Source organism: Simplicispira metamorpha (assembly GCF_004341365.1).
Taxonomy (GTDB): domain Bacteria; phylum Pseudomonadota; class Gammaproteobacteria; order Burkholderiales; family Burkholderiaceae_C; genus Simplicispira; species Simplicispira metamorpha.
This window is the reverse complement of sequence record NZ_SLXH01000034.1, coordinates 1-24,544: the sequence shown is the minus strand read 5'-3', so window position 1 is coordinate 24,544 and position 24,544 is coordinate 1. Positions and strand designations below refer to the sequence as shown.

Genomic DNA, 24,544 nt, shown 5'->3' with positions numbered 1-24,544 from the left:
GGGCTCAAGGCCAGGTGATGGTCACGCGCAGGCCGCCCAGCGTGGGGCTGCGGTCGTGGGCCACGCGCAGGCCGTGCAGCCGCGCAATGCGCTGCACGATGGACCAGCCCAGTCCGCTGCCGCTTTGCCCCGTGCCCAGTACCCGGAAGAACCGCTCGCCCAGGCGCGCCATATCGGCCTCGGCCAGACCCGGCCCGCTGTCTTGTACGCACAGCTGAGCGCCCTTGCCTGGGGCTGCCGGGCTGATCTGCACCTGCACCTGCGCGCCCTCGGGGCTGTAGCGCAGTGCGTTGTCCAGCAGGTTGCGCAGCAGCACCTGCGCCAGGGGCTCGGCCAGCGGCACGGGCGCGGGGCCTGTGCATTGCAGTGTCACCTGTTGCCCGCGCGCCTGTGCGGTGCTGGCCAGGTCGGCCACCACGGTACGGGCCACATCGGTCAGGTCGGTGGGCGGGGCGCTGGGCTGGGCTGCTTCGGCATCCAGCCGGGCCAGTTGCAGCAATTGCTCTACCAGGCGCGTGGCGCGGTCGCAGCCGCGCACGGTGGCGGCCAGGGCATCGCTGCGTTCGGCGGCCTCGCTGGCGCCCTGGGCCACCTGGGCCTGCATGCGGATACCGGCAATGGGCGTGCGCAGCTCGTGCGCGGCATCGGCGGTGAATTGCTGTTCGCTGGCCAGCAGCTGGGCCATGCGCTCGAACAGGCCGTTCAGCGCCGTTACCAGCGGCAGCACCTCGGGGGGGACGCCTGCCGTGTCCAGCGGCGCCAGCGACTGCGGCTGGCGCGTGGCCACGGCCTGTCCCAGTTGGCGCAGTGGCCGCACCGAGCCGCGCACCGCCCACCAGATGCCCAGCGCCAGCAGCGGCAGCGCCCAGGCCATGGGCTCCCACATGCTGCTGACGCTGGCCATCACGATCTCGTCGCGCATGGACTGGCGCTCGCCCACCAGAATGCGCACATCGCCCTTGCGCCCCGGGGTCACAAACACACGCCACTCCTGGTCTTCCACTTCGCTGTTGGTAAAGCCGCGTTTGCGCCGGTCGGTCAGGGGTTGCAGCGGGGCGTTGGCCGATCGTGCCAGTAACTGGCCGTCGTGCCAGAGCTGGAACACCACTTTGGGCTGGTATTTGTACAGCTCGGGCGCTTCATTGAGCTTGTCTTCATCCAGCTCGTCCAGGGGTTGCAGGCGCAGCAGGGCGGCAGTCTGGGCCAGGTGGGCGTCCAGCAGTTCGCTGACTTCGTGCTCGGTTTCGTACCAGGCCAGGGCGGCGGCGGCGCACCAGGCCAGCAGCACCAGCGCCAGCACCGTCACCAAGAGCCGGGTTTGCAAAGAACGCGGTGTGCGGGCCGGGCTGGCGGTGTGGTGGCCCGCACCGGTGTCGCTGGCGGCGCTCATGCGGTCGCGCCCTGTGCCATGCGGTAGCCCACGCCGCGCACTGTCTCGATCAGCCCCGCGCCCAGCTTGCGCCGCAGGTGGTAGATGTGGACTTCGACGGCATTGCTGTTGATTTCGCTGCCCCACTGGTACAGGCGCTGCTCCAGTTGCTCGCGCGAGAGCACGCGCCCGTTGCTCAGCAGCAGTGCGTGCAGCAGGTCGTATTCGCGGCCTGACAGCTCCACGGGCATGCCCGCCAGCCAGACCTGGTGCGCTGCCGGGTCGAGCTCGACGGCGCCTGCGCTCAGGCGGGTTTCGCTCTGGCCGTGGGCACGGCGCACCAGGGCGCGCAGCCGTGCGGCCAGTTCATGCAGGTCGATGGGCTTGATCAGGTAGTCGTCGGCCCCGGCGTCCAGCCCGGCGATGCGGGCGGTGACGGCATCGCGCGCGGTCAGCACCAGCACCGGGGTGGCGTTGCGCCGGGAGCGCACCTGGCGCAGCACGTCCATGCCGTCCTGGCGCGGCAGGCCCAGGTCGAGCACGCAGGCCTGGTAGGCGCCGGTGGCCAGTTCGCGCTCAGAGGCCACGCCATCGCGCACCCAGTCCACCTGGAACCCGTGTTGCGCCAGGCCTGCGCGGATGCCCGAGCCCAGCAGTTCGTCGTCTTCAGCCAGCAGGATGCGCATGGGCGGGGCTTTCGGTCAGTCGTCGTGGTCGGAGTGGCGATTTTCGCTCCAGGCAGCGTCTGCCGGGATGGGGGCGCTGGGGGCCGCGCTCCACTGCCAGGCCCAGAAGGCCACCACAGCCAGCACGATGGCGGCGGCCAGCAGGGCGTGGTTTTTCTTGGCCAGATCGGGGCCGGGGCCGGGCACGCGGCCCGTGAGCATGGGCAGGGCCTGGTTTTTGCGACGCAGCACGCTCAGCAGGGCAATCAGACCGATGTGTGCCAGCACCACGCCGAGCAGGGCGTTGCCGAAAAATTCATGCACCTCTTCCAGCCATTCGCCGCCCCATTCGTCCCAGACGGCGTAGCCGCTGAGGGTGAGTGGCAGTACCAGGGCCAGGATCAGCGCCACGGCCAGTGCCATCAGCAGGTTTTGCCCCGGGCGCCAGGCCGCTTGCAGCGCACTGGGCGAGCGCACGGCGGCCAGCGATTGCAGCCACGCGGGCAGCCCTTGCAGCTTGCGCCACAGCGCCGACAGCCGCGCGTGGCGCGGCCCGAACAGGCCCCACAGCACGCGCGCCACCAGCAATCCCGCCAGCGTGTAGCCCAGCGTGACGTGGACGAGCCGCCAGCGCTCGCCGTCGGCAGTGAGGTAGGCGCCGGTAAAAGACAGCGCCATCAGCCAGTGCAGCGTGCGCGTGGCTGCATCGGTGACGCGGCGGCTGGGTGTGGGCGCTGCCGTGGTGGGGCCGGTGGCGGTGGTCGGGCCGGGGGAATGCAGGGTGTTGCCAGTCATGGGGGGCCTCATTTCGGGATACGGACGTTGTCGTCGTCAAAGTCGCCCTGGTCGGCGCGGGTGTGGCAGGCCATGCAGTTGGCGCGGCTGCCCACGGCGGGGCGCTTCCAGACGGCGGGCTGTACCTCGCGGTGCTTGCGCTCGAACCAGGCCGATTGGGTGATGCGGTCTTGCGGCGGCGCCTCGCGCACGCGCTTGTAGGTGCCTGCGTTGGCCTGCAGCCAGGTGTTGAGCTGGCCCACCAGGGCCGGGTCGAGCGAGGCGTCGGTGCCGTAGTGCTGCTCCAGATTGCCCATCATGCGGTTCCACGAGCTGGCGGGCAGCATGCCGGGCGGGTAGGCCATGTGGCAGGCGGCGCACTCTTGCTGGTAGGCAGGCAGCATGGCGCTGGCGGGCATTTGGCGGCTGTCGGCCAAGGCCGTGCTCAGGGCACCGGGCAGGGCGCAGGCCAGGGCCAGCAGCGCGGCAGACCGGCGTACCACACGCCCCACTGGGGCTGTAGCCCCGCCCAGCAGGTGTTGCCCAGCGGCCAAACGGGAAGGTGCAGAAGAAGTTGCAAACATGGCGGGTCTTTCTCGGTCAGGGTTTGAGCTGTACCAGCCAGGCCAGCACGTCGGCTTTTTCAGCGGCGGTGCATTCGCGGCTGAGCACGTCTTTGCAGTTGCGCCGGAACCACTTGTCGGATTTGGCGGTGTCGGTAAAGCGCTCGGGGTTGAAAGCGGGCGCCAGCGGTGCCACGGTTTTGCCGGTGCTGGCGTGGCGTGCGGGCGTGGTCGGCACACTGCCGTGGCAGGAGGCGCAAGACCACTCGCCCCCGTGGCGGCTGGTGAAGAACACGCGGCCCCGCTCGGCGTTGGCCGGGGCGCCTGCCGCAGCGCTCCAGCGCTGCAACTGGGCCTGGGCGTTGGTATCGCCCGCAGCGTGGGCCAGGGGCAGGGTGCAGGCCAGCGCCAGCAGCGCGGCCTGGGCGGCAAGAAGGGTGCGGTGTGGGGATTGCATGCCGCCATGGTGCAAGGCGGGCATGAAGAATGGCTTAACGCCGGGTGCCAGGGCTGTGGCTGGCCGCGCAACGCATTGATGTGCCTAAAGTGCCTGTAGCGCTTATCTGATGGGCGCTTACAGCTATGAATTCAGTAGCGAAAACGCAAAAAACCCGCAGGCTGTGACACCTGCGGGTTTTTTGACAAAGTGAGGTGCTCGCCTCGGGACGGGAACCAGTCCCGCCCGGGGGGGCTTACATGCCCATGCCGCCCATGCCGCCCATACCACCCATGCCGCCCATGTCGGGGCCGCCAGCGGATTCTTCCTTGGGCGATTCAGCAACCATGCACTCGGTCGTCAGCATCAGCGAGGACACCGAAGCGGCGTTTTGCAGTGCCGTGCGCGTGACCTTGGTGGGATCCAGAATGCCCATCTCGATCATGTCGCCGTAGGTGTCGTTGGCAGCGTTGAAGCCGTAGTTGCCCTTGCCAGCCAGCACAGCGTTGACCACCACCGATGGCTCGCCACCGGCGTTGGCCACGATTTCGCGCAGGGGCGCTTCGATGGCCTTGAGCACCAGCTTGATACCGGCGTCCTGGTCAGCGTTGTCACCCTTGATTTCGCCAGCCGCTTGGCGGGCGCGCAGCAGGGCCACGCCACCACCGGCCACGATGCCTTCTTCCACCGCAGCGCGGGTAGCGTGCAGGGCGTCTTCCACGCGGGCCTTCTTTTCCTTCATTTCGACTTCGGTGGCAGCGCCGACCTTGATCACGGCCACACCGCCGGCCAGCTTGGCCACGCGCTCTTGCAGCTTTTCGCGGTCGTAGTCGGAGGTGGCTTCTTCGATCTGGATGCGCACTTGCTTGACGCGCGCTTCGATGTCAGCAGCCTGGCCTTCGCCGTCGATGATGATGGTGTTTTCCTTGCCCACTTCGACGCGCTTGGCTTGGCCCAGATCGGCCAGCGTGACCTTTTCGAGTGTCAGGCCCACTTCTTCAGCGATGACCTTGCCGCCCGTCAGGATGGCGATGTCTTCCAGCATGGCCTTGCGGCGGTCGCCAAAGCCAGGGGCCTTGACAGCGACAACCTTCAGGATGCCGCGGATGGTGTTCACCACCAGAGTCGCCAGGGCTTCGCCTTCGACTTCTTCGGCAATGATCAGCAGCGGACGGCCGGCCTTGGCCACTTGCTCCAGCGTGGGCAGCAGGTCGCGGATGTTGCTGATCTTCTTGTCGAACAGCAGCACGAAGGGGTTGTCCAGAATCGCGGCTTGCTTTTCGGGGTTGTTGATGAAGTAGGGCGACAGGTAGCCGCGGTCAAACTGCATGCCTTCAACGACGTCGAGTTCGTTTTGCAGCGACTTGCCGTCTTCCACGGTGATCACGCCTTCCTTGCCGACCTTGTCCATGGCATTGGCAATGATTTCGCCGATGCTGGAGTCCGAGTTGGCGGAAATGGAACCCACTTGGGCGATTTCCTTGGAGGTAGTGGTGGCCTTGGAAGCCTTCTTCAGCTCTTCGATCAGGGCGGCGACAGCCTTGTCGATGCCGCGCTTCAGGTCCATGGGGTTCATGCCAGCGGCCACGTACTTCATGCCTTCGCGCACGATGGCCTGGGCCAGCACGGTGGCGGTGGTGGTGCCGTCGCCAGCGTTGTCAGAGGTCTTGGAAGCGACTTCCTTGACCATCTGCGCGCCCATGTTTTGCAGCTTGTCTTTGAGTTCGATTTCCTTGGCCACGGACACGCCGTCCTTGGTCACGGTGGGGGCGCCGAACGAGCGCTCCAGCACCACGTTGCGGCCCTTGGGGCCCAGGGTGGTCTTGACCGCGTTGGCCAGAATGTTCACGCCTTCAACCATGCGGGCGCGGGCTTCACCGCCGAAAACTACGTCTTTTGCTGCCATGTTGGAGCTCCTGAATATCTAGGTTAAATGTGGTTCCAGCGCCCGTCTGTCAAGCGCCAGTAGCTATCAATAAAGTAGCGTTGAAATTATTTCTCGACAACCGCGAACAGGTCGTCTTCCTTCATGACCAGCAGCTCGTCGCCATCGACCTTGACGGTCTGGCCGCTGTACTTGCCGAACAGCACGCGGTCGCCAACCTTGACGTTCATCGTGCCCAGTTCGCCCTTGTCGTTCTTCTTGCCAGGGCCGACGGCCAGCACTTCACCTTGGTCGGGCTTTTCAGCGGCGTTGTCGGGGATGTAGATGCCCGAAGCTGTTTTGGTTTCGCTTTCGATGCGCTTGACGATGACACGGTCGTGCAGGGGGCGAAGTTTCATTGCATATCTCCTGGGTTCAAAAAGGTTGCTTGCCATAGATGCCTGCCATTGCAGGCACCACCAAATTACGACCAAGGCCCGCTTGTTAGCACTCCTTGGCGTCGAGTGCTAATGATAAGGGCGTTTGTCCCGGTTTCAAGCCCCCGGCGTGCAAGACCCGTGCATCCATTGGGGTTGATGCTGGTCAGGGCAATAGCACGGCTTTGTCAGATACTTGGTAGTGGTATGCCCTACCATCGTGGTTTGGGGCAGCCGGGCGCCGGTGCCCCGCTGCCAATGGTTGCCTGCCTTGTTTTGGCCCGACCGTGATTGCCCACATGCTCTCTTCCTCCCCCTCTTTATCCCTGGCTCTGTTCCAGCATTTGCCCGATGCAGTTTTTCTGATCGATCCGCACAGCTCGGACATCCTTGACTGCAACGCGGCGGCGCTGCACCAGGTGGGCATGGAGCGCTCCGAGCTGTTGTCGCACTCGGTGCTCAGTCTGCAAAAAGACGTGCTGGGCATGCCGCAGTGGGCCAGTCTGGCGCAGGCCATCCGCGCCGCGCCGCAGGGGCTGGTGTTTGTGGGCCAGCACCAGCACAAGAGCGGTGCAGAAGTGCCTGTTGAGGTCTGCACCAGCGCGTTCGAGCACGAGGGGCGCGAGTACTTTGTGTCGATTGCCCGCAACATCAGCCAGCGCCTGGCCCTGGAGCAAGACCTGCACGACCGGGATATGCAACTGCACTACGCCCTGACCCAGGCCAGCGATGGCCTGTGGGATTGGTGCCTGGAAACCAATGAAGTGTTTTTCAGCCCGCAGCTCAAGCGCATGCTGGGCTATGGCCCCCACGAGATGCGCCCTTCGCTGGAGTCCTGGTCAGAGAACGTCCACCCCGACGACCGCGAATTTGTGCAGCGCGTGCTGCACGAGCACCTGTCGGGCCAGCGCGAGCGCTATGAGGTCGAATACCGGCTGCGCAACCGCAACGGCCATTTCATCTGGGTACACGACCGGGGCCGCGTTTGCGAGCGCGATGCGCAAGGCGCCCCCCGGCGCGTGGTGGGCATGGTGCACAACATCACCGACCGCAAGAAAACCGAGCAGGCTTTGCAAGAGCTGGCCTCCCACGACGCGTTGACCGGGCTGCCCAACCGGCGCGAGGGCGAGCAGTGCCTCCAGCGCCACCTGGAGCGCTGCCGGCAACTGGGCACGACCCTGGGGGTGTGCGTTTTTGACGTAGACCATTTCAAGGCCATCAACGACCAGTTTGGCCATGCGGTGGGCGATGAGGTGCTGCGCCAGATTGCCCGCGTTCTGGGTGCCCAGGTGCGGCCCACAGACTGCCTGTCCCGCTGGGGCGGCGAGGAGTTCATGGTGGTGTGCGCCGACACCCGGCTGGACGATCTGCTGGTGCTGGGTGGGCGTTTGCGTGCGGCCTTGGCACAGGTCGATTGGCCCACCGCAGCGGTGCTGGGCCCGGTCACTTGCAGCTTTGGCATGGCAGTGTTTCCGCACCACGGCAGCACCGCGCAGGCGCTGTTCATGGCGGCAGACTCAGCCCTGTACCGGGCCAAGGCCAAGGGGCGCGATCGGGTCGAAGCCGCCGTGGCGGCAGCGCTCAGCGACCCTGCGTAAGCCCCAGAAAGTGGTCGAGCATGTGGAAGTGGTCTTCAAAAAACCGGTCTTCCAGGGCGGTCAGTTGGGCAACGGGCACCCACTGCGCCTGTAGTGCATCGTCGTCGGCCTGCACGGCGGGCAGGGGCATGTCGCCCAGGTCGAAGTAGTGCGCGTGCGTGATGGTGCGCCCGCGCTGGCTGCGGTCGGGGTGGTCAAACACGGCCACCGATTGCAGCGCGCTGCGCAGTTGCGCCTCGGACACGGCGCAGTGAGTTTCTTCGGCCAGCTCACGCAGGCACGATTGCCAGAGCGTTTCACGCTGTTCAATGAAGCCGCCGGGCACGGCCAGTTGGCCCTTGCCGGGTGCGTGGGCGCGGCGGATCAGCAGCACTTGGTTGCGGCAACGCAGCACCGCGTCCACGGTGACAAACACGGGCGGGTAGGGGGCATGGGCCCAGGACTGGCGGTGCGCACGCAGCACGCGCCACTCTTCTTGCAGCGTGGTGTATTCGGTTTGCTGGGCAAAGGTGCCCAGGGCGGTCAGGGTGCTGGCGGGGATCTGGTCGGCCAGCGGTGCCAGCGCTGCTGTGGCGGTGGCGGGCGTGGCGCCAAAGTAGGCGTCGCGGATGGTGGTGGCGTCGATGCTGCCCTGGCGCTCCATGGGGATCAGTGTCCAGCCCGGAAACGCGCTGAGGTAGCTGCTGGTGGCGTCCTTGAAGTGGCCCACCAGGCCGATGCGCGCGTCGGCTGGCACCTGCTGCGCCACGCTGGCGCGCACGGCCTGCACCCAGCGCGCTTCGTTGTAGTAGTCGCGCACCGGCAGCACATGCAGGCGCGCGCGGTCGGCCTCGGGCAGGGCGTCGCACAGCATGGCGGCGCGCTCTTGCCAGGTGAACGGGTTTTTGGGCGAACGCACCTGCCAAGCCGATCCCATCACCACGATGGTTTGGCGGGCGCTGTCCAGGGCACGCCGCAGCAGCGCCAGGTGGCCGTTGTGTACGGGCTCAAAACGGCCGATGAGGATGGCGGTGTCGTACATGGTGCGGGCCTGAGACGGCCTGTGTGAATATCAAAAATGTGAGCTGCTCGCGCGCACCCCTATTGGGTTGGAGCTACTTTTTACTTTAAAAAACCCTTGGCGGTGGTGCTGCCGCCAAGGGGTGTGCTCGGGGTCTTTACAGGCCCGCAGCCGCGCGCAGCACTGCCGCTTTGTCCGTGCGCTCCCAGGTGAACTCGGGTTCGTCGCGGCCAAAGTGGCCGTAGGCAGCGGTTTTTTGGTAGATCGGGCGCAGCAGATCCAGCATCTGGATGATGCCCTTGGGGCGCAGGTCAAAGTGCTCCTGCACCAGTTGGGCGATCTGCGCGTCGGGGATCAGGCCGGTGCCCTCGGTGTACACGGTGATGTTCATCGGACGGGCCACACCAATGGCATAGGCCACCTGAATCTGGCACTGGCGGGCAATGCCCGCAGCGACGATGTTCTTGGCCACATAGCGGGCGGCGTAGGCGGCGCTGCGGTCCACCTTGGTTGGGTCTTTGCCACTGAAGGCACCGCCACCGTGCGGGCAGGCACCGCCGTAGGTGTCCACGATGATCTTGCGCCCGGTCAGGCCGCAGTCGCCTTGCGGGCCGCCGATGACGAAGCGGCCGGTGGGGTTGATGAGGTATTTGGTGTCCGCCGTCAGCCACTCGATAGGCAGCACGGGGCGGATGATTTCTTCGCGGATGGCCTCATAGAACTCGGGCTTCATCTTGTCGCCCAGGCTCATCTCGGGCGCGTGCTGGGTCGAGAGCACCACGGTGTCGATGCTGTGCGGCTTGCCATCGACATAGCGCAGCGTGACCTGGCTCTTGGCGTCGGGGCGCAGGAAGGGCAGGCGGCCATCTTTGCGCAGCTGGGCCTGGCGCTCGACCAGGCGGTGCGCGTAGTAGATGGGCGCGGGCATCAGCTCGGGGGTTTCGTCGCAGGCGTAGCCGAACATCAGGCCCTGGTCGCCAGCGCCGGTGTTCAGGTGGTCGTCTGACGCATGGTCCACGCCCTGGGCGATGTCGCTGCTTTGCTTGTCGTAGGCCACGAGCACGGCGCAGCCTTTGTAGTCGATGCCGTATTCGGTGTTGTCGTAGCCGATGCGCTTGATGGTGTCACGCGCCACCTGGATGTAATCCACGTTGACGCCGGGCTTGGCGGTGATTTCGCCGGCCAGCACCACCAGACCGGTGTTGGTCAGCGTCTCGGCGGCGACGCGAGCGCTGGGGTCTTGCGCCAGGATGGCGTCGAGGATGGCATCCGAGATTTGGTCTGCCACCTTGTCGGGGTGGCCTTCAGAGACGGATTCGGAAGTGAAGAGAAAGTCGTTCGCCATTTGAATAAACTCCTGTGTCTTGGCAAGTGGGGCGTTGCCCTCGGCTACAGGAGCTTTCGGCGAACGCTTTAGCAGCTTTGTTTAACGTCGCCCTGCAAGTTGCTCATTTAACTCAGCGACCCCTCTATTCTAATGCCCGTCGTTTTTCGGCTCTTTTCCGTATTTCCCCTGTGGCTGTTGCACGCGCTGGGCGCTGCCATGGGCTGGGTGACGTTTGCCGCATCGCCCACGTACCGACGCCGCTTCATCGACAACGCTGCGCTGGCGGGCTACCGTTTTGCCGATGTGCGCGCCGCCGTGGCCCACGCCGGGCGCATGGTGGCTGAGCTGCCGCGCCTGTGGCTGGGCGCGCCGCCGCCGTGCCGCCTGGTGGGCGAGGACTGCGTGGAGCGCGCTTACGCCGCTGGGCGCGGCATCATTTACCTGACGCCGCACCTGGGTTGCTTTGAGCTGTCGGCCCAGGCCGCTGCGCGCCGCTGGAGCGCACAGCATGGCCCCATCACCGTGCTGTACCGCCCGGCACGCCAGCCCTGGCTGGCCAGGGTCATGGAAACCGCGCGCGACCGCCCCGGCATGCAGGCTGTGCCGACCACGCTGGCCGGCGTGCGCCAGATGATCAAAGCGCTGCGCCGGGGCGAGGCCGTGGGCCTGCTGCCCGACCAGGTGCCGCCCGAGGGCCAGGGCCTGTGGTCGCCCGTGTTTGGCAAAAACGCCTACACCATGACCTTGGCCGCACGCCTGGCCCAGCAAACCGGCGCTGCCGTGGTGCTGGTGCGCTGCGAGCGCCTGCCCTGGGGGCGTGGCTATGTGGCCCACTTTGAGCCCCTGCCTGCGCCGCTGGATACGGCACTGGAAGCTGCCGTAGGCCAGATCAACCAGGCCATGGAGCAGCTGATCCGCCAGTGCCCGCAGCAGTATTTGTGGGGCTATGGCCGCTACAAGCAGCCGCGCACCGAAACCGCCACCGGGGTGGCAGCGTGAGCGGGCGCTTGGGCGTGTGGCTCATGGGCCTGCTGGCGTACCTGCCATTGCCGGTGCTGCGGGGGCTAGGCTGGGTGCTGGGGCGCATTCTGTTCGTGCTGGTGGTGCCCCGGCGCAAGATTGCATTGCGCAACCTGGCGCTGTGCTTTCCGCAGGCCAGCCCAGCCCAGCACCGCGCTTGGGCGCGCGAGGCGTTCGTGGTGTTTTGCCAGACTTTTCTCGACCGCAGCTGGCTGTGGTCGGCGCCGCGCGAGGTGGTGCTGCGCCGCGTCAAGCTGCAAGGCGCGCTGCACGAGCTGGAGGGCGATACGCCCACCATCATTTTTGCGCCGCACTTTTACGGCATGGATGCGGGCGGTCTGGCGCTGCCTTTGCACACCACGCGGGCGTTCACCTCGATTTTTTCCACCCACCCGAACCCGGCGCTGGACGCTTGGTTTATGCGCGGGCGCCAGCGTTTTGGTGATGTGCGCATGCTCAACCGCGCCGATGGCGTCAAGCCCATCATCTCCAGCCTGCGCAAGGGCGGGTTGCTGTATTTGCTGCCCGACATGGATTTTGGGCCGAACGAGTCCATCTTCGTGCCCTTCTACGGCATGCAGGCGGCCACGGTGCCGTCGCTGTCGCGGTTTGCGCGGCTGGGCCGGGCCAAGGTGGTGGGCATGGTCACGCGCCTGACGCCCGAGGGCTATGTGGCCGAAATCACCCCCGCCTGGGAGCACTTCCCCACCGACGACGTGGCCTTTGATACCGCACGCATGAATCGCGAGTTGGAGCGCTACATCAACCCCATACCGGGCCAGTATTACTGGGTTCACAAACGCTTCAAGACCAGGCCACCGGGTGAGCCTTCGGTGTATTAACCAAATCAGGCTCCAGCGCTTGCTGGGTGGGCGCGAGCAGCTATCAATTCAGGAGTTTATGGCTGGCTGACTGGCGGGCAGCAGGCGCTCAGGAGGCGTTTTAGATAAAAAATGCTTCCAGCCCTTGCGCGGTATGCGCAAGCAGCTATTGTTTAAATAGCAAGGGTGCGCCCGGCCAGGGGCGCAAACGCGCTCAATCCAGCGCGGGCGGCTCGGCCTCGGCGGCCTCGCTGGCGGCATCGGTGGCGGCATCGGTGGCGGGTGCCTCGGGCTGCGCAGCCACCGCTGGGTGTGCCCACTGCCACAGCAGTTGCGCGGCTTCGTCCACGCCTTGTTTTTTCAGCGCGGAGAACATCCGCACCTCGCCGCCGCCCGTTTGCAGCCGGGCGATCGACAGCGCTTTGGCCTGTTCTGCGCGCGTGAGTTTGTCGGCTTTGGTCAGCAGCACCAGAAACTTCAGTCCCTCTTCGACACGCGGGCGCACCACTTCGAGCAGGGCCTCGTCCAGTTCGGTCAGGCCCAGGCGCGGATCGCACAGCAACACGATGCCGGTGAGGCTCTCGCGGCTGACCAAATAATTGACCATCACCTGCTGCCAGCGCATTTTGTCCGAGCGCGACACGGCGGCGTAGCCGTAGCCGGGCAGATCGGCCAGTACGGCGTCGGTAATGCCCTGGCGGCCTAGCGAGAACAAATTGATGTGCTGCGTGCGCCCTGGTTTTTTGGACGCAAAAGCCAGCTGTTTTTGCTGCGTCAGCGTGTTGATGCAGGAGGATTTGCCCGCGTTGGAGCGGCCGACAAAGGCGATTTCGGGCACGTCAATGACGGGCAACTGGTGCAGTTGCGCTGCGGTGGTCAGAAAGCGCGCGGTGTGCATCCAGCCCATGGCGGTGCGGGCGTCGGGGGCGGTGGGGGCGCCGTCGGCGGCGGGCACGGAAAGAGGGGGGGTCATGGGCAAATCAGGGACGATGGAGTCGCATTGTAGAATCGCGTGGTTTTGCGCCACCACCAACAAGTCCCTGATATGAAGTTGCTCGCCTCCTTGCTCATGGCTGCCGCGCTGGCAGCTCCCGCTTTCCCTGCCTTGTCCCAGGCAGCCAGTCCGGCCAAGCCTGATCTGGCAAAAGGCGAGGCCAGCTATGCCGCTGTCTGCGTTGCCTGCCATGCAGCCGACGGCAATTCCACCATCGCCGCCAACCCCAAGCTGGCACAACAGCACCCTGAGTACCTGGTCAAGCAGCTGCAAGAATTCAAGTCTGGCAAGCGCGCCAACGCGATCATGCAAGGCTTCGCCGCCACGCTGACCGATGCAGACATGAAGAACATCGCTTGGTGGGTGGCCACCAAGCCCGCAGCGCCCGGCTTTGCCAAAGACAAAGAGCTCGTCAAACTCGGTGAGCGTATTTACCGTGGCGGTATTGCCGATCGCAACATCGCCGCCTGCGCTGGTTGCCACAGCCCCAATGGCGCTGGCATTCCCGGCCAATACCCTCGCTTGAGCGGCCAGCACGCCGACTACACCGCTGCCCAACTGGTGCAGTTCCGCGATGGTGTGCGCACCAACAGTGCCCAGATGACCGGTGTGGCCGCCAAGCTCAATGACCGCGAAATCAAGGCGGTGTCGGACTACATCGCCGGGCTGCGCTGATATCCGGACGTCGCCCGCGCCGCGCTCTGCCATTGCAGAGCACGGTGGTGCGGAACCAACCGCCAGCAACAGACCCCAAGACAGGCGGGCCCATCCTCCAGATGGCCCGCCTCTTTTTATTTCGGCTCCGTACCATCCTTGTCCATGTCTGATTCTTCCCAAGGCGTTCGCTCCCGCGCGGGCTCGCAGGCTCTGCGTGCCAGCATGGAGTTGCTGGCCTCCATGCGCTTTGCCATCGCGCTGCTGACGGTGATCTGCATCGCCTCGGTGATTGGTACGGTGCTCAAGCAGCACGAGCCTGCTGTCAATTACGTCAACCAGTTCGGGCCGTTCTGGGCCGAGCTGTTTGCCGCGCTCAAGCTCAATGCGGTGTACAGCGCCTGGTGGTTCTTACTGATTCTGGCGTTTTTGGTCACCAGCACGTCGCTGTGCATTGCGCGCAGTACGCCCAAAATCCTGACCGATCTGAAGACGTACAAAGAAAACATCCGCGAGAAGAACCTCAGCGCTTTCCACCACAAAGCGCAGGCAGAGCTGGCAGGCGATGCCGCCACCGAGGCCCAGCGCATCGGTCAGATGCTGGTGGGTGGTGGCTGGAAGGTGAAGTTGCAGCAGCGCGATACCCCCGCAGGTGCTGGCACTGGCTGGATGGTGGCCGCCAAGGCGGGTGCGGCCAACAAAATCGGCTACATCGCTGCACACAGCGCCATTGTGCTGGTGTGCATTGGCGGTCTGCTCGATGGTGACCTGATCGTGCGCGCGCAAATGTGGTTCAACGGCAAGGTGCCCTACAACGGTGGTGGTTTGATTTCCGATGTGGCGCCCCAGCACCGCCTGAGCGAGCGCAACCCCACCTTCCGTGGCAACCTGCTGGTGGCCGAGGGCACGCAGTCCAGCACCGCCATTCTGAGCCAATCCGATGGCATCCTCTTGCAAGAGTTGCCCTTTGCCATTGAGCTGAAGAAATTCATCGTTGAGCACTACTCCACGGGCATGCCCAAGCTGTTTGCCAGCGAAATCATGATCCACGACAAAGCCACGGGCGAGGTTACGCCAGCGCGCATTGAAGTCAATCATCCGGCCAGCTACAAAGGTGTGGAGATTTACCAGTCCAGCTTTGACGATGGCGGCTCATCGGTGCGCTTGCAGGCGCTGCCCATGGCAGTGGGTGCGCAACCGTTCAAGATGGAGGGCACGATTGGTGGTACCTCGCAGCTCATCAAGGGTGCGGGCAGCGATACCTTGACACTGGAGCTGACCTCGCTGCGCACCATCAACGTCGAAAATTTTGCCAATGGCAGCAGCCCGGCTTCGGGTGTGGACGTGCGCAAGGTGGATTTGCGCCAGTCCATTGACGCCCGTCTGGGGGCCGCCAACAAGACCGTGACACAAAAAGAATTGCGCAACGTCGGCCCCAGCATTGGCTACAAGCTGCGCGATGCCGCTGGCCAGGCCCGTGAGTTCCACAACTATATGCTGCCCATCGACATGGGCGATGGCGGCCCGGCGATGTTCCTGCTGGGTGTGCGCGACAGCCAGGCCGAGCCTTTCCGTTACCTGCGTGTGCCTGCTGATGCCCAGGGCAGTCTGGATGGCTTCATTCGTTTGCGTGCAGCACTCAACGATCCTGCCGCACGCGAACTGGCCGTGCGCCGCTATGTGGCACAGGCAGTGGATGCCTCGCGCACCGAACTGGTCGAGCAGTTGACCCAGTCGGCAACGCGGGCGCTGGCCTTGTTTGCCGGTGGTGTGGGGGAGGATGGCAAGTACCAGGGTGGGCTGCCCGCAGTCTCTGCTTTCATGGAGGTCAACGTGCCTGAGGCAGAGCGTGCCCGTGCGGGTGAGGTACTGGTGCGCATCCTCAATGGCGCGCTGTTCGAGCTGGCTCAGATCACGCAACAGCGCGCTGGCCTGGCACTGCTGGAGCCCAGCACACAGACCCAGGGTTTCATGACCCAGGCGGTGCTGGCCCTGAGCGATGCACAGATTTACCCTGCACCTCTGGTCTTTGCACTCCAAGACTTCACACAGGTACAAGCCAGCGTGTTTCAGGTGGCGCGTGCGCCGGGCAAAAACATTGTTTACCTGGGGTGTGCCTTGCTCATTCTGGGCGTGTTTGCCATGCTCTATATCCGCGAGCGCCGCGTCTGGGTCTGGTTGGCGCCGCAGGGCGGGCGCACCCACGCCACCATGGCGCTGTCGAGCAATCGCAAGACGTTTGATGGCGACCGCGAATTTGCCCAGCTCACCGACAAACTCATAGGGGCACGCCCCGCAGGAGCAACTGAATGAACACGGCTACCACCACCACGACCACGTTGACTTTGAACGAGAGTTTTCTGTCACGGCGCAACTGGTTCGACTGGCTTTTTGCTGCCTTGGTGTTGGGCGGCGGACTGTTTGCCTTGCAGCGCTATGCCGCGTTCATGGATGGCTATGAAAAAGGTATTTTGTTGGGCTCCATTCCGGCCACTATCTGGCTGGGCTGGTTCTGGCGACCACTGCGGGCGCTGATGCTGGTGGCAGCCGGGTGTGCCTTGCTGGCCATCAGCCTCTACGACGACGGCAGTGCAGGCAGCCTGGCCCGTGCCGACACGGTGTTCTGGCTCAAGTATTTCCTGTCCAGCCAATCGGCCATTTTGTGGATGAGCATGTTGTTCTTCATGAGCACGGCCTTCTACTGGATCAGCATGTTTGCGCGTGGCGAGGGGGCCACCATGTCGCTGATCGCTTCGCGCCTAGCCTGGGTGGCCGTGGCCATGGCGCTGATCGGTACGCTGGTGCGCTGGTATGAGAGCTACCTGGTCGGCGCCGATGTGGGCCACATCCCGGTCAGCAACCTCTACGAAGTGTTCGTCATGTTCTGCTGGATGACGGCGCTGTTTTACCTGTACTACGAAGAGCAGTACCGTACCCGCGCTCTGGGCAGCTTTGTCATGCTGGTGGTCAGTGCGGCGGTGGGCTTTTTGCTCTGGTACACCGTGGTGCGTGAAGCCCATGAAATCCAGCCTTTGGTGCCCGCCCTGAAAAGCTGGTGGATGAAGCTGCATGTGCCTGCCAACTTCATTGGCTATGGCACTTTTGCCCTGGCAGCCATGGTGGCCTTTGCCTACCTGATCAAGCAGTCTGCTGGTGAAACGCGCTGGTACAAACTGGCGCCGCTGTGGCTGCTGGGTGTGGTGCTGTGCTTTGAGCCGGTGGTGTTTCGGCCCGTTGCGGGCGCCAATGGCGGCAGCTACTGGATGGTGTACTTTGGCATTTCGGCGCTGATCGTCGGCGCTATTTTGTTCGGACGCCAGCGCATTGCCGCCAAGCTCCCCGCGCTGGAGTTGCTGGACGATGTCATGTACAAGTCGATTGCCGTCGGCTTTGCCTTTTTCACCATCGCCACCGTGCTGGGGGCCTTGTGGGCTGCCGAGGCCTGGGGCGGCTACTGGAGCTGGGATCCCAAAGAAACCTGGGCGCTGATTGTGTGGCTCAACTACGCAGCCTGGCTGCACATGCGCCTGATGAAAGGCCTGCGCGGTACCGTGTCAGCCTGGTGGGCGCTGGTGGGGCTGGCGGTGACGACGTTCGCCTTCTTGGGCGTCAACATGTTCCTGTCTGGTCTGCACAGTTACGGAACCTTGTAATCGCCAGGTGAGTCCTTCCCGGGGCGCTGAACGCTGGCGCCACCCCTTGAGGCCATTCAGGAATTCACCATGCACCTTCTCTCATCGCGCAACGGGTTCCAGCACCCTGTTCCCAGCGACATCACGCCGCTTTCGGTATACCAAGACCGGCGAACCCTGTTGCGTGCCATGGCCGGTGGTGTCGCTGGCGCTGCCCTGGCCAGCTGGGCCCAGCGTGATGCGCTGGCGCAGGCTGCCAGGCCAGGCAAACATGCGCCGCTGCCGGGTGTGCCGTCTGCTGTGCCGGGCGCCACGACAGTCGAGAAACTGACCAGCTACCAAGACGCCAGCAGCTACAACAATTTCTATGAGTTTGGCACTGACAAGGCCGACCCGGCGCGCAACGCCCATACGCTCAAGACCACGCCCTGGACGGTGGCTATTGAAGGGTTGGTGAAAAAACCGGGTCAATATGGCATCGAAGACCTGCTCAAGCTCAGTGCCCAGGAAGAGCGCATTTACCGTCTGCGCTGTGTCGAAGGCTGGTCGATGGTCATTCCGTGGGTGGGGTACTCGCTGGCAGAACTGATCAAGCGCGTGGAGCCGCTGGGCAGCGCCAAATACGTCGAGTTTGTCACGCTGGCCGACAAAAAAACCATGCCTTTTGTCGGTTCGCGCGTGCTGGATTGGCCTTACACCGAAGGCTTGCGCATGGACGAGGCCATGCACCCACTGACGCTGCTGGCCTTTGGCATGTACGGAGAGGTGCTCCCCAACCAGAACGGTGCCCCCGTGCGCCTCGTGGTGCCTTGGAAGTACGGCTTCAAGAGCGCCAAGAGCATTGTCAAAATCCGCTTCACCGACCAGGAGCCCGGCACCGCCTGGAACAAGGCGGCGCGCAACGAATACGGCTTTTATTCCAACGTCAACCCCAATGTCGATCATCCCCGCTGGAGCCAGGCCAGCGAGCGGCGCATTGGGGAAGGTGGTCTGTTTGCGAAAAAGCGCAAAACTTTGATGTTCAATGGCTACGAGGCCCAGGTAGGCCAGCTCTACGCAGGCATGGACTTGAAAAAGTTTTATTGACCGTGGCAGGCCTTGCACGCGCTGTCAGGTGCCAGCAGTTGGCAAAAGGGTGCTGATGGACGTTCAAAAAATGCTGCTCCACCGCGCAGCCAAGCCGCTGCTGTTTGCGTTGTCGCTGGTGCCGTTGGCCTGGTTGGTCTACGCCGCTGTCACCGACCAACTGGGCGCCAACCCCGCTGAAGCACTGATCCGTGACCTGGGCGATTGGACGCTGCGCTTTTTGTGCCTGGTGCTGGCCGTGACGCCGCTGCGCATTGCCACCGGTACCCCCGCGCTGGCCCGGTTCCGGCGCATGCTGGGGTTGTTTGTTTTTTTCTACGGCGTCTTGCACCTGCTGGCTTACGCCTGGTTCGACATGGGGCTGGATGTGGGCGAGATCGTGCACGACATTGCCAAACGGCCGTTCATCCTGGTGGGCACGCTGGCGCTGCTCCTGCTGGCGGTGCTGGCGGCCACGTCGCCCCACCGTGCCATACGCTGGTTGGGTGCGGCGCGTTGGCGGGCACTGCACAGGTCGGTGTACGTCGTAGCGGTGCTGGGGATCCTGCATTTCTTCTGGATGCGCGCGGGAAAAAACGACTTTGCCGAGGTGCTGTGGTATGGCGCCTTGTTGGCCGGTTTGCTCGGCTGGCGCATACGCCATGGGTGGCGCCAGCGCCATAAAAAATACCACCCAATGCCCTGATCGTTCCAGAGCAGTGGATGAAATTTGCTATTTAATTAATAGCTGCTGGCGCCCTTCCAGAAAGCCTTTGGGGCACTTTTTCTCTAAATCAGGCAGTGACAGGCCGCAGTGTGGGGCGTGCCTTGCCCACTACCGGGTCAATGGTGGCGCTGGGCAGTTGGTAGGCGCGGTCATCAAACAGGTCGATACCGCAGGTCAAGCCCTCAATCCAGTTGATGAAGTCGCTGATGGCCTGCGCGCCCATGATGGGAGCGCCATGCTGGGGCACGATCATGGAGATATCGAGCTGGCGGGCCATTTGCGCCCACAGGCGCATGATCTTGTTTGAGACCATATAGCGCTTGTGAAAGCCTTCCATCAGCGGGATGTGGGCTTTGAAATCAGTGACCGGCTTGGCAGCCTGGGCGCCGCTCATCATGGAGACCCCCAAGTCCCCAGTGAACAGGATGCGGCTCACCGGGTCATAAAACTGGAAGTTGCCCTCCGAGTGCATGAAGTGCGCTGGCAGCAGCCACAGTTCGTGGCGCCCCAGCGGCAGGCGGCCACCACCATCGGGCACGCCAATCACCCGGTTCTCGGTTTTGCCGGTTTTGGTGAAGTGGGGCACAAAGCGTTCCCACATGCGCGAAATCACTAGCAGCGCCTTGGTGCTGGAGAGCCAGCGGTCCAGCGATGCAATGATGTCGGGGTCGGCGTGCGAGGCGAGAAGGTACGAGAGCTTTTGGGGCGGAAAGTGCTTCAGCATGCCCATGTACAGCTCGTTGTAAGCCAAGTTGCCACCGGGGTCGATGATGGCGCCCGTGTCGTCATCGACGATCAGGAACTGGTTGGCCTGCACCGCCTGCCCATCTTCTTCGACGAGGTCGGTGAACATATAGCAGGCATGATTTTTGTCGCGATAGAGTTCAATGGGCATGGATGGTTGCGATGCAGTAAAGCACGGACTCTGATGGGGCCTCGATGGGGCGGTTAATGAATGTCAAGGCGATGACGGATGTCAAAGCGGTGCGGCGGGCAAGAGTTTTTCACCGCGGAAGGTGTCGGCTGCGGTTTCGCGCTCGCGGATCAGGTGCGCGCTGTGGCCGCTCACCAGCACTTCGGCAGCGCGCCCACGGGTGTTGTAGTTACTGGACATGGACATGCAGTATGCGCCAGCTGACAGCACCGCCAAGTGGTCACCTTCATGCACGGCCAGGGTGCGATCACGTCCCAGCCAATCACCGCTCTCGCACACGGGGCCTACTACGTCGTACACCTGGGGAGTCTCCGCACGTGCTTGCAGCGGCACGATGCCGTGAAAGGCCTGGTACATGGCGGGGCGGGGCAGGTCGTTCATGGCGGCATCTACGATGCAGAAGTTTTTTTCTTCGCCTGGCTTGAGGTAGAGCACCTGGGTCACACACAGGCCGGCGTTGCCCACCAGCGACCGGCCAGGCTCGATCAGGAACTGGCGGTCTCCAAAGCCACGGGCGTCCATCTTGGCCAGTAACTGGTGCCACAGATCATCGGCAGCAGGTGGGGTGTCGCCGTTGTAGTTGATGCCCAGGCCGCCACCAAAGTCAATGTGGTGGATGGCAATGCCAGCGGCTTCGATGGCTTCGATCAGATCCAGCACGCGATCGGCAGCGTCCAGGTAGGGCGTGGCGTCGGTGATTTGGGAGCCGATATGGCAGTCGATACCCGTGACGCGGATGCCCGGCAGCGCAGCAGCGCGCTGGTAGGTGGCCAGGGCGCGCTCATGTGCTACCCCGAATTTGTTGCCCTTGAGGCCAGTGGAAATGTACGGGTGGGTCTTGGGATCGACGTTGGGGTTGACGCGGATGCTGATGGGCGCCTGTGTGCCCATGGCCACTGCCACATCATTGAGCACTTCGAGCTCGGCTTCGCTTTCGACGTTGAAGCACAAGATGCCAGCTTGCAGGGCTTGCTGCATTTCAGCGCGGGTTTTGCCCACCCCGGAAAAGATCACCTTGCTCGCATCACCGCCAGCGGCCAGTACACGTTCGAGTTCGCCGCCAGACACGATGTCAAAACCGCAGCCTTGCCGGGCAAAAAATTGCAGCAATGCCAGGGAGGAGTTCGCCTTCATGGCGTAGCAGATCTGCACCTGGCGGCCCGCAAAACCGCGCTGGTAGGCGGCCAGCGCCGACTGCATGGACGCTTGCGAGTAAACGAAGAGGGGCGTGCCGTGGGCCTGCGCCAACGCACTGACCGGAAGGTCTTCAATGAACAAATCCTGGCCACGGTAGGCAATATGGGGATGACCGGGCAATGCAGTGTGCGTCATGGGAAAGAGAGGTGTAGCAGGGGAAGGAGAAGGAGGCAGCTTGCAGAGTGAATCACTGCGGCCGGGTCGGTGGCTGCGCTGGCGCGGTGGCGGTGCCCTTGGGGGCCGATGCATCGTTGGGTAAATAAAGCGGGCCGCGTTGGCCGCAGGCACACAAGGCTGCCACGCTGGCAACAAGGGCAATACCCCTGACTAGAATTTGGGACGCTTTCAACATATGCAAATTGTAATGACCGACCTCGAATTCCTGGCCTGCGCTGAACGGCTGCTACTGGCCGTCGAACAAAACTGTGACCGCATCAATGACTCCACTGATGCGGATGTAGACAACCAGCGTACTGGTGGCATGGTCACATTGACGTTTCGCAATGGCAGCCAGATCATCATCAACCAGCAAAAGCCGTTGCATGAAATCTGGATGGCCGCCAAATCTGGCGGTTACCACTACCGCTTCGATGGTAGGTGCTGGCAATGCACCAAGGGCAGCGGGGAGTTCTTTGAGCACCTCAGCCGCGATGCTTCTGCCCAGTCGGGCATGGCACTGCGGTTTACAGAGTGAGTCACGGTTCAGTTGCGGAAAAGATCCAGAATCCGCTTGCGCTCTTCAGTGACCGGTGCGTCATCTGGTGCGGTGGCCGTTGCAGTGCTGGGGTTGGTGCTGGAGCGATTTTCCAGTCCTAAGCTGGAAACGCCTGCGTTGCGCGCATATTCTTCATAGAACCATTCGCCGCCCACGTTCACCACGCCTGGGGGCACAGTGGGTTCCATCACAGGGACTCCCTTCAATGCCCGCTCCATGAAAGAAATCCAGACGGGCAGGCTCAGTCCCCCCCCCGTTTCCCGGCTACCAAGATTGCGCGGTGTGTCGTAACCAATCCAGGTCACGGCGGTCAGAGAGGGTTGAAATCCGGCAAACCAAGCGTCCACGGAGTCATTGGTGGTGCCGGTTTTGCCGTACAGGTCAGGGCGTTTGAGGGTCGATTGGGCGCGTGCAGCAGTGCCCGACCGCGTCACCTCTTGCAGCAGGCTGTCCATCACAAACGCATTGCGGGCATCAATCGCACGCTCTTGCTCCTCCAGCACCGGCGGACGCGTTTCCGAAATGACCCGGCCTTTGTGGTCAGTGACCTTGGCGATCAACCAAGGGTTCACGCGGTAGCCACCGTTCGCGAATACAGAATATCCCACGGCCATTTGCATGGGAGTGACCGATCCAGCCCCCAAAGCCATCGTGAGGTAGGCTGGATGTTTTTCTGCATCAAACCCAAACCGCGAGACCCATGCCTGGCCATTTTTGGGGCCTACGGCTTGCAATATGCGAATCGAAACCATGTTTTTGGACCGTGCCAAGCCCGTACGCATGGTCATGGGGCCGTCGTACTTGCCATCGTAGTTCTTGGGCTCCCAGGGTTGGCCGCCGGTAACGCCCGCATCAAAGAAAAGAGGCCCATCGTTGATGACTGTCGCTGGCGTAAAGCCTTTTTCCAGGGCTGCTGAATAGATGAATGGCTTGAAACTGGAGCCCGGTTGGCGCCAAGCTTGGGTAGCGTGGTTGAACTTGTTTTTATCGAAATCGAAACCACCCACCAGTGCCTTGATGGCACCACTGCGGGGGTCGATGGCCACCAACGCACCCTCCACTTCGGGCAACTGCGTGATCTCCCAGGTATTTTTAGGTGTTTTGGTGATGCGGATCACCGCGCCAGGGCGCAGCTTGATATTGGGGGGGGCTTTGTCGCTCAGACCGGATTGGGCAGGCTTGAGACCCTCGCCCGTGATCTCGATGTTGTCGCCATTCTGGCGTGCAGCGACGATTTTGCGCGGGCTGGCTTCCAGCACCATCGCCGACATCACGTCGCCGTTGTCTGGATGGTCTGCCAAGGTGTCATCGATCACATCCTCGCGCTCTTGCGCTGAAGTGGGGAGATTGACAAATTTCTCTGGCCCCCGGTAGTGCTGTCTGCGCTCGTAGTCCATGATGCCGCGGCGCAGTGCGCGGTATGCGGCTTCCTGGTCGCCTGCGCTGAGTGTGGTGTAGACGTTCAGTCCGCGCGTGTAGGCCTCGTTGCCGTATTGCGCAAAAATCAGTTGCCGGGTCATTTCAGCCACGTACTCTGCATGCACGCGAGTGTTGTCCGGCCCGGTACGGATTTGCAGTTCTTCCGTGCGCGCGGCTGCCGCTTGTTCGCTGGTGATAAAGCCGCTTTCTTCCATGCGGTCAATGATGTGCAGCTGGCGTACCCGTGCCCGCTTGGGATTGCTGATGGGGTTGTACGCGGATGGCGCTTTTGGCAGGCCAGCCAGCATGGCGGCCTCAGCCACCGAGACCTGTTTCAAAGGTTTGCCAAAGTAAGCCTCGGAGGCTGCTGCAAAACCATAAGCACGGTTGCCCAAATAAATCTGATTCATGTAAATCTCAAGAATCTGATCTTTGGTCAGCAAATGCTCTAGTTTGAATGTTAGTAATATTTCGTAAATTTTTCTCGTAAATGTTTTTTCTGATGACAAATAAACATTACGGGCAACCTGCATGGTGATGGTGGATGCCCCTTGGCTTTTAACCCTTCCGAGATTAGCCAAGCCCGCGCGCAAAACACCTTTGTAATCGACACCTCCATGTTGAAAGAAACGGGTGTCTTCAATCGCCAGAACGGCATCTTTCATTACTTCTGGGATGTCCTTGATCGGTGTCAAGTTTCGGCGTTCTTCTCCAAATTCGCCTAGCAAAGCACCTTCAGCTGAGTACACGCGCAGCGGCAGCTTGGGTCGGTAGTCAGCCAGCTCGGATACGTCTGGCAGATTGGGGTAGGCCATGGCCAGAGCCACGCCCACCACCAGTGCCACTGCCAAGGCACCAGCCACCACCAGCCCGATGGACCACAACGTCAAGCGTACAAACCAATGCCGTTTTTTGGGGCGGTCTTTTTTATCAAGGCCAGGATTTGGGTGTTGGTTTTCGGTGGGGGGTGCGGGGGGCGGCATAACGCTCCGATTGGATAAGAACGCGCATTATAAAAATGCCGGGGTTCATGGAGGGAAGGCAAGAAACCAGCTCGCCGAACACCGCTGCCAGAGCAGTGTTCTGTTGCTTGAATAACGCAAGCTATACCAGATAAAAGCGTCTGCTTTTGACAACGACGCCGCAGCTTGGTGGGAGGAAAAGCCTTGGCTACGGAACTATCTTACTGATAGCATCCGTGCGAAATGTGAAGTTTTGTTGCCTTATTTTTGTGCGTTTAAGAACGTGTTCAAAGTCTTCCGGGATCATGAGAAGCTCGGGAAATGAGAAAGAGCTATCCAAGCGACATCAGCCATACACAATTCGAAGTCAT

The 24,544-nt window shown here is 62.9% G+C and carries 23 protein-coding genes; 9 read left to right on the top strand and 14 right to left on the bottom strand.

Annotation, left to right across the window (positions count from 1 at the left end):
* Nucleotides 1-4: 4 nt before the first annotated feature.
* From EV674_RS15390 to EV674_RS15360, 7 genes are all read right to left on the bottom strand, one after another.
* Nucleotides 5-1,390 carry an ATP-binding protein gene (locus EV674_RS15390; protein ID WP_119014421.1) on the bottom strand — a complete coding sequence of 462 codons (1,386 nt, stop codon included), beginning with the start codon at nt 1,388-1,390 and terminating at the stop codon, nt 5-7.
* The gene (locus EV674_RS15385) at nt 1,387-2,055 is read right to left on the bottom strand and encodes a response regulator (RefSeq protein WP_119014422.1); all 669 of its coding nucleotides are present in this window, start codon (nt 2,053-2,055) and stop codon (nt 1,387-1,389) included. Before EV674_RS15385 ends, EV674_RS15390 begins: the two co-directional genes overlap by 4 nt.
* Before the next feature lie 15 nt (nt 2,056-2,070).
* On the bottom strand, nt 2,071-2,829 hold the full coding sequence (locus tag EV674_RS15380) for a cytochrome b/b6 domain-containing protein (protein ID WP_119014441.1): 759 nt from the start codon (nt 2,827-2,829) through the stop codon (nt 2,071-2,073).
* A gap of 8 nt (nt 2,830-2,837) precedes the next feature.
* Nucleotides 2,838-3,392, bottom strand: a complete 555-nt coding sequence (locus EV674_RS15375; RefSeq protein WP_119014423.1) for a diheme cytochrome c — start codon at nt 3,390-3,392, stop codon at nt 2,838-2,840.
* 16 nt (nt 3,393-3,408) lie between these two features.
* Nucleotides 3,409-3,828, bottom strand: coding sequence for a DUF1924 domain-containing protein (locus EV674_RS15370; protein ID WP_241525012.1), 420 nt, complete (start codon nt 3,826-3,828; stop codon nt 3,409-3,411).
* 235 nt (nt 3,829-4,063) lie between these two features.
* Entirely contained in the window at nt 4,064-5,713 is a 1,650-nt protein-coding gene (gene groL / locus EV674_RS15365; protein ID WP_119014425.1) for a chaperonin GroEL, read from the bottom strand.
* 86 nt (nt 5,714-5,799) lie between these two features.
* Complete coding sequence (locus tag EV674_RS15360; RefSeq protein ID WP_119014426.1) at nt 5,800-6,090, bottom strand: co-chaperone GroES; 291 nt, start codon at nt 6,088-6,090, stop codon at nt 5,800-5,802.
* Between the two features lie 317 nt (nt 6,091-6,407).
* Here EV674_RS15360 and EV674_RS15355 point away from each other — a divergent pair, with 317 nt between their 5' ends.
* Nucleotides 6,408-7,706, top strand: a complete 1,299-nt coding sequence (locus EV674_RS15355) for a sensor domain-containing diguanylate cyclase (protein WP_119014427.1) — start codon at nt 6,408-6,410, stop codon at nt 7,704-7,706.
* On the opposite strand, the gene EV674_RS15350 is transcribed toward EV674_RS15355, so the two are convergent.
* The gene (locus EV674_RS15350; protein WP_119014428.1) at nt 7,690-8,727 is read right to left on the bottom strand and encodes a bifunctional nicotinamide-nucleotide adenylyltransferase/Nudix hydroxylase; all 1,038 of its coding nucleotides are present in this window, start codon (nt 8,725-8,727) and stop codon (nt 7,690-7,692) included. The two genes, EV674_RS15355 and EV674_RS15350, sit on opposite strands and share 17 nt — an antisense overlap.
* Before the next feature lie 136 nt (nt 8,728-8,863).
* Nucleotides 8,864-10,051: a methionine adenosyltransferase gene (gene metK / locus EV674_RS15345; protein WP_119014429.1), complete on the bottom strand. Its 1,188-nt coding sequence runs from the start codon at nt 10,049-10,051 to the stop codon at nt 8,864-8,866.
* Between the two features lie 132 nt (nt 10,052-10,183).
* On the opposite strand from metK, the gene EV674_RS15340 reads away from it, so the two are divergent.
* Complete coding sequence (locus tag EV674_RS15340; protein ID WP_119014430.1) at nt 10,184-11,032, top strand: lysophospholipid acyltransferase family protein; 849 nt, start codon at nt 10,184-10,186, stop codon at nt 11,030-11,032.
* Entirely contained in the window at nt 11,029-11,895 is an 867-nt protein-coding gene (locus EV674_RS15335; RefSeq protein WP_119014431.1) for a lysophospholipid acyltransferase family protein, read from the top strand. The genes EV674_RS15340 and EV674_RS15335 overlap by 4 nt, the downstream gene beginning before the upstream one ends.
* Nucleotides 11,896-12,088: 193 nt before the next feature.
* Here the strand turns inward: EV674_RS15335 and yihA are convergent, their stop codons facing one another.
* Complete coding sequence (yihA, locus tag EV674_RS15330) at nt 12,089-12,847, bottom strand: ribosome biogenesis GTP-binding protein YihA/YsxC (protein WP_132750474.1); 759 nt, start codon at nt 12,845-12,847, stop codon at nt 12,089-12,091.
* 72 nt (nt 12,848-12,919) lie between these two features.
* Between yihA and EV674_RS15325 the strand changes: the two genes are divergently transcribed.
* The 5 genes from EV674_RS15325 (at nt 12,920) to EV674_RS15305 (ending at nt 18,925) form a co-directional block, all read left to right on the top strand.
* The gene (locus EV674_RS15325) at nt 12,920-13,543 is read left to right on the top strand and encodes a c-type cytochrome (protein WP_119014432.1); all 624 of its coding nucleotides are present in this window, start codon (nt 12,920-12,922) and stop codon (nt 13,541-13,543) included.
* 144 nt (nt 13,544-13,687) lie between these two features.
* The gene (locus EV674_RS15320; protein ID WP_119014433.1) at nt 13,688-15,835 is read left to right on the top strand and encodes a cytochrome c biogenesis protein ResB; all 2,148 of its coding nucleotides are present in this window, start codon (nt 13,688-13,690) and stop codon (nt 15,833-15,835) included.
* Complete coding sequence (gene ccsB / locus EV674_RS15315; RefSeq protein ID WP_119014434.1) at nt 15,832-17,175, top strand: c-type cytochrome biogenesis protein CcsB; 1,344 nt, start codon at nt 15,832-15,834, stop codon at nt 17,173-17,175. Before EV674_RS15320 ends, ccsB begins: the two co-directional genes overlap by 4 nt.
* 69 nt (nt 17,176-17,244) lie before the next feature.
* Nucleotides 17,245-18,240 (top strand): protein-methionine-sulfoxide reductase catalytic subunit MsrP, encoded by a 996-nt coding sequence (msrP, locus tag EV674_RS15310; RefSeq protein WP_119014435.1) that lies wholly within the window; start codon nt 17,245-17,247, stop codon nt 18,238-18,240.
* A gap of 55 nt (nt 18,241-18,295) precedes the next feature.
* On the top strand, nt 18,296-18,925 hold the full coding sequence (locus EV674_RS15305; RefSeq protein ID WP_119014436.1) for a protein-methionine-sulfoxide reductase heme-binding subunit MsrQ: 630 nt from the start codon (nt 18,296-18,298) through the stop codon (nt 18,923-18,925).
* Nucleotides 18,926-19,013: 88 nt separating this feature from the next.
* Here EV674_RS15305 and EV674_RS15300 read toward each other — a convergent pair whose 3' ends face one another.
* The 3 genes from EV674_RS15300 to lptM form a co-directional block, all read right to left on the bottom strand.
* Nucleotides 19,014-19,841 (bottom strand): oxygen-binding di-iron domain-containing protein, encoded by an 828-nt coding sequence (locus tag EV674_RS15300; protein WP_119014437.1) that lies wholly within the window; start codon nt 19,839-19,841, stop codon nt 19,014-19,016.
* Nucleotides 19,842-19,922: 81 nt separating this feature from the next.
* The gene (gene lysA, locus EV674_RS15295; RefSeq protein ID WP_119014438.1) at nt 19,923-21,212 is read right to left on the bottom strand and encodes a diaminopimelate decarboxylase; all 1,290 of its coding nucleotides are present in this window, start codon (nt 21,210-21,212) and stop codon (nt 19,923-19,925) included.
* Nucleotides 21,213-21,264: 52 nt separating this feature from the next.
* Nucleotides 21,265-21,429: an LPS translocon maturation chaperone LptM gene (gene lptM, locus EV674_RS15290; RefSeq protein WP_119014439.1), complete on the bottom strand. Its 165-nt coding sequence runs from the start codon at nt 21,427-21,429 to the stop codon at nt 21,265-21,267.
* A gap of 12 nt (nt 21,430-21,441) precedes the next feature.
* Here lptM and cyaY point away from each other — a divergent pair, with 12 nt between their 5' ends.
* A complete protein-coding gene (gene cyaY, locus EV674_RS15285; RefSeq protein ID WP_119014443.1) occupies nt 21,442-21,771 on the top strand; it encodes an iron donor protein CyaY in 330 nt (109 codons plus the stop codon).
* A gap of 8 nt (nt 21,772-21,779) precedes the next feature.
* Here cyaY and EV674_RS15280 read toward each other — a convergent pair whose 3' ends face one another.
* On the bottom strand, nt 21,780-24,194 hold the full coding sequence (locus tag EV674_RS15280; RefSeq protein ID WP_119014440.1) for a penicillin-binding protein 1A: 2,415 nt from the start codon (nt 24,192-24,194) through the stop codon (nt 21,780-21,782).
* Nucleotides 24,195-24,544: the final 350 nt, after the last annotated feature.